The 9,254-nt window shown below is 67.8% G+C and carries 12 protein-coding genes; all 12 read left to right on the forward strand.

Annotation, left to right across the window (positions count from 1 at the left end):
• Position 1: 1 nt before the first annotated feature.
• Positions 2-817: a CbbQ/NirQ/NorQ/GpvN family protein gene (locus BLQ70_RS18765; protein WP_425284614.1), complete on the forward strand. Its 816-nt coding sequence runs from the start codon at positions 2-4 to the stop codon at positions 815-817.
• 9 nt (positions 818-826) lie between these two features.
• Positions 827-2,719 carry a nitric oxide reductase activation protein NorD gene (locus BLQ70_RS18770; protein WP_091859685.1) on the forward strand — a complete coding sequence of 631 codons (1,893 nt, stop codon included), beginning with the start codon at positions 827-829 and terminating at the stop codon, positions 2,717-2,719.
• 11 nt (positions 2,720-2,730) lie between these two features.
• Positions 2,731-2,886 carry a hypothetical protein gene (locus BLQ70_RS25690; RefSeq protein ID WP_091859687.1) on the forward strand — a complete coding sequence of 52 codons (156 nt, stop codon included), beginning with the start codon at positions 2,731-2,733 and terminating at the stop codon, positions 2,884-2,886.
• Positions 2,887-2,989: 103 nt separating this feature from the next.
• A complete protein-coding gene (locus tag BLQ70_RS18780) occupies positions 2,990-3,307 on the forward strand; it encodes a DUF2249 domain-containing protein (protein WP_425284612.1) in 318 nt (105 codons plus the stop codon).
• 25 nt (positions 3,308-3,332) lie between these two features.
• Positions 3,333-4,730 carry a hypothetical protein gene (locus tag BLQ70_RS18785; RefSeq protein WP_210184324.1) on the forward strand — a complete coding sequence of 466 codons (1,398 nt, stop codon included), beginning with the start codon at positions 3,333-3,335 and terminating at the stop codon, positions 4,728-4,730.
• Complete coding sequence (locus BLQ70_RS18790) at positions 4,693-5,235, forward strand: DUF2249 domain-containing protein (protein ID WP_091859689.1); 543 nt, start codon at positions 4,693-4,695, stop codon at positions 5,233-5,235. Before BLQ70_RS18785 ends, BLQ70_RS18790 begins: the two co-directional genes overlap by 38 nt.
• Entirely contained in the window at positions 5,232-5,516 is a 285-nt protein-coding gene (locus BLQ70_RS18795) for a metal-sulfur cluster assembly factor (protein WP_091859692.1), read from the forward strand. Before BLQ70_RS18790 ends, BLQ70_RS18795 begins: the two co-directional genes overlap by 4 nt.
• Before the next feature lie 130 nt (positions 5,517-5,646).
• Positions 5,647-6,774: a copper-containing nitrite reductase gene (gene nirK, locus BLQ70_RS18800; protein ID WP_091859796.1), complete on the forward strand. Its 1,128-nt coding sequence runs from the start codon at positions 5,647-5,649 to the stop codon at positions 6,772-6,774.
• Between the two features lie 61 nt (positions 6,775-6,835).
• On the forward strand, positions 6,836-7,723 hold the full coding sequence (locus BLQ70_RS18805; RefSeq protein ID WP_091859695.1) for an SUMF1/EgtB/PvdO family nonheme iron enzyme: 888 nt from the start codon (positions 6,836-6,838) through the stop codon (positions 7,721-7,723).
• A complete protein-coding gene (locus tag BLQ70_RS18810) occupies positions 7,720-8,271 on the forward strand; it encodes a cytochrome c oxidase subunit 3 family protein (RefSeq protein ID WP_244512079.1) in 552 nt (183 codons plus the stop codon). The genes BLQ70_RS18805 and BLQ70_RS18810 overlap by 4 nt, the downstream gene beginning before the upstream one ends.
• Position 8,272: 1 nt before the next feature.
• Positions 8,273-8,542, forward strand: coding sequence for a cytochrome C oxidase subunit IV family protein (locus tag BLQ70_RS26255; protein WP_091859698.1), 270 nt, complete (start codon positions 8,273-8,275; stop codon positions 8,540-8,542).
• A gap of 103 nt (positions 8,543-8,645) precedes the next feature.
• A partial coding sequence (locus tag BLQ70_RS18820; protein WP_091859800.1) for a Crp/Fnr family transcriptional regulator occupies positions 8,646-9,254 on the forward strand: 609 nt, incomplete at its 3' end.

Genomic DNA, 9,254 nt, shown 5'->3' on the forward strand with positions numbered 1-9,254 from the left:
CATGATCCCGCGCCCGCCGACCCTGGCCTCCGCCGACACCATCGACATTCCCGCCTACACCGCCTCCGGCAACGAGCGCTTCCTGTTCGAGAAGGCCTGGGAGCGGCGTCTGCCGCTGCTGCTGAAGGGCCCGACCGGCTCGGGTAAGACCCGCTTCGTCGCGCATATGGCGGAAAAGCTCGGCCTGCCGCTCTTCACGGTCGCCTGCCATGACGACCTCTCGGCCGCCGATCTCACCGGTCGCCACCTGCTCAAGGGCGGCGAGACCGTCTGGGTCGACGGCCCGCTGACGCGGGCGGTGCGTGAGGGCGGGCTCTGCTATCTCGACGAGATCGTCGAGGCCCGCAAGGACGTGGCGGTGGTGCTGCATCCGCTCACCGACGACCGGCGCATCCTGCCGCTGGAGCGCACCGGCGAGCTGCTCTCCGCCCCGCCCGCCTTCATGATCGCGGTCTCCTACAACCCCGGCTACCAGAACCTGCTGAAAAACCTGAAGCCCTCGACCCGCCAGCGCTTCGTCTCGATCAGCTTCGACTTCCTGCCGCGCGAGCAGGAGACCGCCGTAGTCGCGCGGGAAAGCGGCCTCGACGAAGCTGCGGTCGTACCGCTGGTCGACCTCGCCCGGCGCCTGCGCACGCTCAAGGGCCAGGATATCGAAGAGGGCGTCTCGACCCGCCTCATCGTCTATGCCGCAAGCCTGATCGCGGCCGGCCTGCCCCGACAGGAAGCCGTGATGGCCGCGATCATCGAGCCCCTCACCGACGAGCCGGAAGTCCGGGCCGGGCTGGTCGAAATCGCCCGCGCCGTTCTCGGCTAGGAGCCTGCCATGCTGGACTTCCTCGAAATGGAAGAGACGGTTGGGCGCTTCTGGCACAGGCTGGTCGGCGACACCGCGAGCCTGCCGCATCATCCGCAAGCCGCAGTGACGCTCACGAGCATGGCACCGACGCTCGCGGTCTGCTTCCACGGCTTCGGCGGCGAACCCGGTGTCCGGATTGTCCCAGCGCGCGAACGCGCCGCCGGCCACCGGCTCAACCTGCGCCAGCGCATCGGCCTCGGGGAGGAAAGATTGGCGCAGGCGCTGCGCACCCCGGATAGCCTGCAACTACCGGCACAGATAACGCTGTTTCCGCAGCCCGGATTGAATCGCGACCTCTATGTCTGGCTCGCCGCGGCCATGGCCGCGGTACCTCCTGCTCCCCTGACGCAGACCGATCCGCTTCGGCGCGACCTCGCGCTGATCGCCGCGGCGCGCGCACTGGTCGCGACGGTTCTCAAGGCCTTTCCCGGCCTTGTCCCGGTCTATCGCCGATTGGCGGACGCCTTAGTCGCCAGCCGCCGTCGAGAGGGCCTGCCAGCGACAGAGGCAAAGGTGGAAGCGTTGATCTGTGAGCTGTTGCGAGGCGAGGCGGTCGACTTGTCCCCGGCAAACTGGAAGGCGTCCGCTCCGTCTGGCTATCTACCCGCGCTCGGCGTGCCGCTTTGGCCCTTGGCAAGCGCAGTGGTTCCAGCCCGAACGCGCCGCCGCGGCGAGGAGCAGCAGCCGCCGGCCTCGGTCAAAGCCGAGGAGCAGATGAAGGCCTATGCCGCCAGCCGCGACGAGACGGCGGAAGAATGGCGCGAGCGCAGCCCCTTCATCCTCAACCGCTTCGAGAAGATCCTGGCGATGTCGGAGATGGTCGCGGTCGACCGCCCTTCCGACGACGGTGAGGAACACGATCCCGAGGCCGCCGCCGAACTCGACGACATGGTACTGAGCGAGCGGAAGGGCCGCCCGGCCTCGCGCTTTCGCTTCGATCTCGATCTGCCGCCGGAAGCGATGGACGAGACGGCCCTGGCCGGCGCCCTGACCTATCCGGAATGGGATTTCCGCAGCGCCTCCTATCGCGAGGATCACTGTCGCGTGCTCGCCGCCATGGCGCAGCAGGAGTTGGTGCCCCCGGTGCAGGATGCCGCGACACGTGCGCTGGTGCGCCAGGTTCGCCGCCGGTTCGAGGCGCTGCGTCCCTTGCGCGAGCCGCAACGCGGCCAGGTCGACGGCCCCGACCTCGATCTCGACGCGGTGGTGCGTCGCCAGGCCGATCTGGCTGCCGGCGGCTCCGGCAGCGACCGCATCCATCTGGCGAGCCGGCCGCAGGCGCATGACCTCGCCGTGACCACGCTGATGGACGTTTCGCTCTCGACCGATTCCTGGTTCGACGATCTGCGCGTGCTCGATGTCGAGAAACAGGCGCTCACCGTCTTCGCCCACGGGCTCGCCGCCTGCGGCGACCGCCACGAGATCCTGACCTTCACCTCGCGTCGGCGCGAGTGGGTTCGAATCGAGACGGTGAAACGTTTTGACGAGGCGATGGGGCCGGCAGTCGAGGCCCGCATCGCCGCGCTGAAGCCCGGCTACTATACCCGGATTGGCACCGCGATCCGCCATGCCGCTGCCGGCCTCAAGGCACGGCCTGACCGGCGCAAGCTCCTGCTCGTCCTCACCGATGGCAAGCCCAACGATATCGACCATTACGAGGGCCGCTTTGCCATGGAGGATACCCGCATGGCGGTGATCGAGGCGCGCCGCGCCGGCATTTGCGTCTTCGCCGTCACGGTCGACCGCGAGTCGCGCGCCTATATCCCGCATCTCTTCGGCCGCAACGGCCATGCCGTGGTCTCGCGGCTCGACCGCCTGCCAGCGGCCCTGCCGGCGATCTACCGCGCGCTCGCGACGTGAGGACAGCTGCCATGACCGACGCTCAGATGGGACTCGTCGTCGCCACGCCCGCGATCATCGTGATGGCCCTGCTGCTCTACCGGATGGGCGTGCTGCAGAAGGGTGGGCTCGCCACGGCGGTACTCGCCTCGCTGGCTATCGCGGTCGTCCTCTTTCTCGAACAGTGAATAGGCCAACTGCAGACTCTTTGAGCCTAGACAAATTGCCCGAGGCCCGGTTCGGCTAGGTTCAATGACACCCCGCGTTGGGGCCTTACTGGAGCCGGAAAACATGACCATCCTGCCTCTCGAACCGCTGGATGTGCGCACCATCCCGCCAGTCGTGCGCCATGCTACGATCTTCGGCATCATGGAGCGGCTCTCCTCCGGCGACGCTTTCAGGATCATCAACGACCACGACCCCGCGCCGCTGCGCCGCCAGATCGAAGCGCGTTATCCCGGCGCCTATTCCTGGGATTATATCGTGCAGGGCCCGGAGATCTGGCAGGTCGAGATCGGCCGCAACGAAGCCGGCGCCCAAGAGGCCCAAGAGCATGCCGCCGATTGCGGCGGTCATGAGGAAGGCCATTCCTGCACCTGCGGCCACTGAGCCCAGAGACCTGGAGACCGCAGCCATGCCGATGGCGTCGCTGTCCCGCTGGACGATGAGCTATTTTGCAGCCGCCCTCGCCTTCCTGCTCGCGGCCGAAGCGCTCGCCATCGCCGGTATCGGCTATCCCGCCGCCGGCCTCGCGGAGCCCGCGACGCTCGTCCTCGTCCATCTCGTGGCGATCGGCTGGCTCAGCCTCGCCATGGCCGGCGCGCTGTTGCAATTCGTGCCGGTGCTGGTCTCCCGCCCCCTCGCTCTCCCCGGCCTCGCCTTGCCGGCCCTGTTCGTGCTCATCGCGGGCCTCATCCTGCTCTGCGCCGGCTTCGCTACGCTCGCCGGCTGGATCGAGGCCCCGCTCGACCTGCTGCCGCTGGGCGCCGGCTTCCTGCTCGCCGGCTTCTCCCTGCTCGGCCTGATGCTGGTTACGACGTTGCTGAGTGCACGGCCGATCACCCTGTTCGCTCGTTTCGTCCTCACCGGCCTCGCCTGCCTCGCGGTCACGGCGTTGAGCGGTGCGACCTTCACGACACTCCTGTCCGGACGCGGCGGCTGGCTAGGTACGATCACCCTGCTTCCCGACGGCCTGCCTTTCCACGCCTTGCTCGGCCTAGGCGGCTGGCTCGGGCTGATCGCCATCGGCGTCAGCTATCGCCTCTTCGTCATGTTCATGATGGCGCCCGAACCACCTGCGCGCCGCGTGCGCCCGGTCCTGCTGCTCGCCAGCCTGGGGCTCGCCCTCGCCTTCGCCGGCCTCGCCGCGCCTTTCGCGGGCATCGAACCGGGCGCGGTATGGATCGCGGCAGCGCTTGCCGTGCTGATTCTGGCCGGCGTCTTCTACGGCCGCGACATCCACGCGCTCTATTGCACCCGCCGGCGCAAAACGCTCGAAATCAACATGCTCGCCAGCATCCCGGCCTTCGTCGCACTCGGCCTCGGGGTGGCACTGTTGCCGGTCGCCGTTCTTGCCCATGCCGGCGACGGCTTGATCGCCGCGCTCGTCTTCCTGATCGCCCTCGGCTGGCTCGGCGGCTTGACGCTGGCGCAGCTGGTGAAGATCGTCTCCTTCGTGACCTGGCTCGAAACCTATGCGCCCCGGCTCGGGCGCGGCCCGGTGCCGCGCGTCGGCGATCTCGTCGCCATGCCGCGCACCGGCTGGTGGTTCCTGCTCTATTATGGCGGGATCGCACTGGCGGCAGCCGCGCTCGCCATAGAGACGATCGACGGCTTCCGAGCGACCATGGCGCTCTGCCTGATCGGCACTGCCGGCCTCGTCGCCGAGCTGATCCGCATTCGCCGCTTGTCGCAGATCAAGGCGGTCGACCGGCCGCCGGCACATGAACGCCCCCGGCTCTTGGCCGCGCGGGCCGAGGAAAGGAGACCTGTCCATGTCGAAGCCGGAAGCATCGCCCATCCGCGAGCTTGACGTGCGCCCGATGTTGCGGAGCGGCGAAGAACCATTCCAGGCGATCATGGACGCCGTCGACGCGCTCGCGCCGGGCGAGTCCCTGCGCCTCGTCGCGCCCTTCCGGCCGGTGCCGCTGTTCTCGGTGATGGCCAATCGCGGCTTTTCCGCCAGCGACCGCCCCCTCGACGACGGCGACTGGGAGGTCGTGTTCTCGCCGGTCGCCGGAATGCAGGCCGATGCCGGGCTCGCCACCGGCAGCAGCCCCGCCGCCGTGTTCTGGGGCGATCCCGTCGAGGAACTCGACCTCGTCGATCTCGAGCCGCCGGAGCCCATGGTTCGCATTCTCGAAACACTCGAAAGCATGCAGCCCGGCGATGTGCTGTTCGCGCTGCTCGCCCGCGAGCCGGTCTTCCTCTTCCCCGAGCTGGCCAAGCGCCAGCACGAATGGGCCGGCAATTTCGACGCGTCCGGTTCGGCCTATCGCCTGCTCGTGCGCCATGGTGGCGGGAGGGCGCACGTATGAGCGCCCATCTCGAACGCCTCGTCGGGATCGCGCTGCGCGATGTGCTCGACCCCGAGATCGGCCGCAGCGTCGTCGATCTCGGTCTAATCTACGCGATCACGGCCGCCCCGGACGGCGCCGTCACCATCACAATGACGACGACCACGCGCGGCTGCCCGCTCGCCGGTTTCCTGAAGGAAGCCGTGGCCATGGCCGCCGGTGCGGTCGAGGGCGTCGTGGCCGTCACGGTGACGCTGACTTACGAGCCGGCCTGGGAGCCGACGATGATCGCCGCCGAGTGAGATCCCGGTCAGGATCGTCGAAAATGTTGTGCTGCAACAAAGACGGATTTCGCCAGGCTCCTAAAGTCTTCATGACCGGTCGAACTCCGGTCTACTGGCAAGGAGACAAGCCATGGGCCAAGGGCTCAAAATGGGCGAAGAACTCAAACTGACCCGCCGCAGCATTCTGGCGGGAGCGGCAGCCACGGGGGCGATCGTCCAGGCCGCTTCCGCCCCGGCTCAGGCGCAGGCCGTGATGACCAAGGCCACCGCCGCCGATATCGCCAGGCTGCCGCGCGTCAAGCCGAAGCTGGTCGATCCTCCCTTCGTGCATGCGCATGAGCAGATCGCGACCGGCGGGCCCAAGCTCGTCGAATTCGAGATGACGATCCACGAGAAGAAGATCGTCATCGACGATGCCGGCACCGAGACCTTCGCCTTCACCTTCAACGGCACGGTGCCCGGCCCGCTGATGGTCGTGCACGAGGGCGACTATGTCGAGCTGACGCTGATCAACGCCGAAACCAACGAGCTGATGCACAATATCGACTTCCATTCGTCGACCGGTGCGCTCGGCGGCGGCGGCCTGACCGAGGTCAACCCCGGCGAGAAGGTCGTGCTACGCTGGAAGGCCACCCGGCAGGGCGTGTTCGTCTACCACTGCGCCCCTCCCGGCATGGTGCCCTGGCACGTCACCGCCGGCATGAATGGCGCCATCATGGTGCTGCCGCGCGACGGGTTGAAGGATGGCCAGGGCAAGGCCCTGAGATACGACAAGGTCTATTATGTCGGCGAGCAGGACTTCTATGTCCCGCGCGACGAGAACGGCAAGTTCAAGCGCTATGCCAGTGTCGGCGAGTCACATGAGGATGTCGTCAAGGCGATGCGGACGCTGACCCCGACCCATGTCGTCTTCAACGGCAAGGTCGGTGCTCTGACCGGCAAGAACGCACTCACCTCCAAAGTCGGCGAGACCGTGCTGATCGTGCATTCGCAAGCCAATCGCGACACGCGGCCCCACCTGATCGGCGGGCACGGCGACTATGTCTGGGCCACCGGCAAGTTCCGCAACCCGCCGGAGCGCGACCTGGAGACCTGGTTCATCCCAGGCGGCTGCGCGGGCGCGGCGCTCTATACCTTCCTGCAGCCGGGCATCTACGCCTATGTCAACCACAACCTGATCGAGGCCTTCGAGCTCGGCGCCGCCGGCCATTTCAAGGTCGAGGGCGAGTGGAACGACGACCTGATGAAGCAGATCCTGGCTCCGGCCGGCATCTGACCGTCCCCTGCCTCCCCGTCATCCGGCGGGGAGGCGCTTCTTCCCGACAGGGATTTTGATCATGGCCACCACGCTGCGCCCAACGCTGCCGGGGCTGACGACCTCGCTCGGCCTCCTGCTCCTCACCGGGGCCGCCGCCCTCCTGCTGGCCGCGCCGATCCGCCGGCCCGCGCCCGCCGTTCCGCTGCCCCAGACGGCGATCGTTCCGCCCGCGACACTGCTGCACCGCCTCGACGGCGAATACAGCCGCGCCGGCCGCCCGGTCGACGCACCCCGCGTCACGGTCACGATCCGCGAGCCGCTCGAGATCATGCGCTATCAGGTGACAGCCGCCGATTACGCGCGCTGCATCGCAGCCGGGGCCTGCAAGCGCCTCGACAGCCCGGCGCCGCGCGGCGACCTGCCCGCGACCGGCGTCAGCCACGCCGACGCCACCGACTATGCCGCCTGGCTGACGCGCGAGACCCACGCGGTCTGGCGTCTGCCGACCGACCGCGAATGGGCACATGCCGCCGGCTCGCGCCTCGTCGACGATGCCCGCGGCCTCGACGCCGACGCCAGAAATCCGGCCCGGCGCTGGCTCGCCGATTATGAGCGCGAGGCCAACCGCAAGGCGGCGAGCGACCCCGCCCCACGGCCCGTCGGCAGCTTCGGCGCCAACGAGCACGGCGTCCACGACATCGCCGGCAATGTCTGGGAATGGACGCAAACCTGCCTGCGCCGCGTCTCGCAGGACGCCGCCGGCCGCACGACCGGCGAGACCAGCAACTGCGGCATCTACGTCGTTGAGGGCCAGCACCGCGCGCCGATGACCTTCTTCATCCGCAATCCGAAGAGCGGCGGCTGCTCGGTCGGCACTCCGCCCGACAATCTTGGCTTCCGGCTGGTCCGCGAGCACAACTGGCGCGACCACCTGCCTGCGGGTCTCAATCGACTGCTGCCGGTATGACCGTCACGGTCGCCAGCCGCAGCTTGGACGGCGCCAAGCCGACGTCCGAAGGCGGCACGGAGCTTTTGCTCTGGGTTCTCGTCTGGAGCGAGCTCGTCGTCTTCGGCGCCCTGCTCGGCGCCTTCCTGCTGCTCGGCATGCTCGATCCGCCTGCCCTGACGACGCTGCACCGGGCGCTGGATCTGAACCTCGCCGGCATCGCTACCGCCGTACTGATGACCAGCGGCTTTTTCGCAGCCTGCGCAGCCTATGGCCGCAATCCGCGTCGCAACCTCATTGCAGCCGCGCTCGGCGGCTTTGTCTTTTGCGGGCTGAAGATCGCAGCCTTCGCCCACGAACTTCCGGCGCTCGGGGCGATGGAAGGGCGGCTCGCCGAGCTCTATCCGCTCATCGTCGGCTTCCATTTCGCGCATGTGCTGTTCGTCGCCGGCTTGCTGCTGCTCGTCGCCTGGCGGCCAGCACCGAGCCATGTCGCCACAGTGGCCACGGTCTGGCACGTGATCGACCTCGTCTGGCTCCTGATCCTCCCCGTCATCTATCTCGGTTGAAATGCACTCTACCCGTGACCTGCCGCTTCCGGTTGCCCTCGTCGGCCTGCTTGTTGCGACGGGTTTGAGCCTATTTGCAGCGCCTCATCTCCCTGCCGAATTTCGTGGGCTCGCCATCGCCGGACTCAGTCTGACGAAGGCCGTGCTCGTCGTTCTGGGCTTCATGCGGCTGCAGCGCGAGAGCCGCGCGCTGGCCGGGGCACTCATTGCCTATGCCACTCTTGTCTGCCTGCTGGCGGGAGGCAGAATCGCCCTCGCTGGGCTATCGTGATATACTTGAACGGCCGGAACGATTGCTGTCTTATTTCTCTTTTAGCGTAAGATCGTTGATCGCGGGGTTTTCTCGAGCCCACCGCAGGGGAGGCAACAGCATCGTGGCCATGGACCGCAGCGTGCTGCGTAGCATTCCGCTCTTCGCGGCGATGAACGATGCCCAGCTCAACCTCATGACGGCGCAGTCCAGCGCGCGGCGGGTCCCTCAGGGTGAATCCGTGTTCGAGCAGGGCGACCCGGCCAAGGCCTTCTACCTCCTGTTGCACGGTCGGCTGAAGGTGACGCAGGTTACGCGTGACGGCCAACAGATCATCGTGCGCATCGTCCATCCCGGCGACCTGTTCGGCTTCACCAAGGCGCTCGGCCGCAGCGACTATCCGGGTACCGCGACGGCGGCCGTCGACAGCCTCGCCGCCAGCTGGCCGACCGAATCCTGGGACAGCTTCGTCGAAAGCAACCCGCAACTGGCGATGAGCGCGATCCGCACCATCGGCCAGCGCCTGGACGAGGCCCATACCCGCATCCGCGAGATGTCGACCGAAGAGGTCGAGCGCCGCGTGGCCCATGCCGTGCTCAGGCTGGTCGAGCAGGCCGGCAAGCCCGTCGAGGCCGGCATGCGCGTCGATTTCCCGATCTCGCGGCGCGACATCGCCGAGATGACCGGCACGACGCTGCACACGGTCTCCCGCATCCTCAGCGCCTGGGAAGTG

This window comes from Allobosea robiniae, from assembly GCF_900102525.1.
Lineage (GTDB): Bacteria > Pseudomonadota > Alphaproteobacteria > Rhizobiales > Beijerinckiaceae > Allobosea > Allobosea robiniae.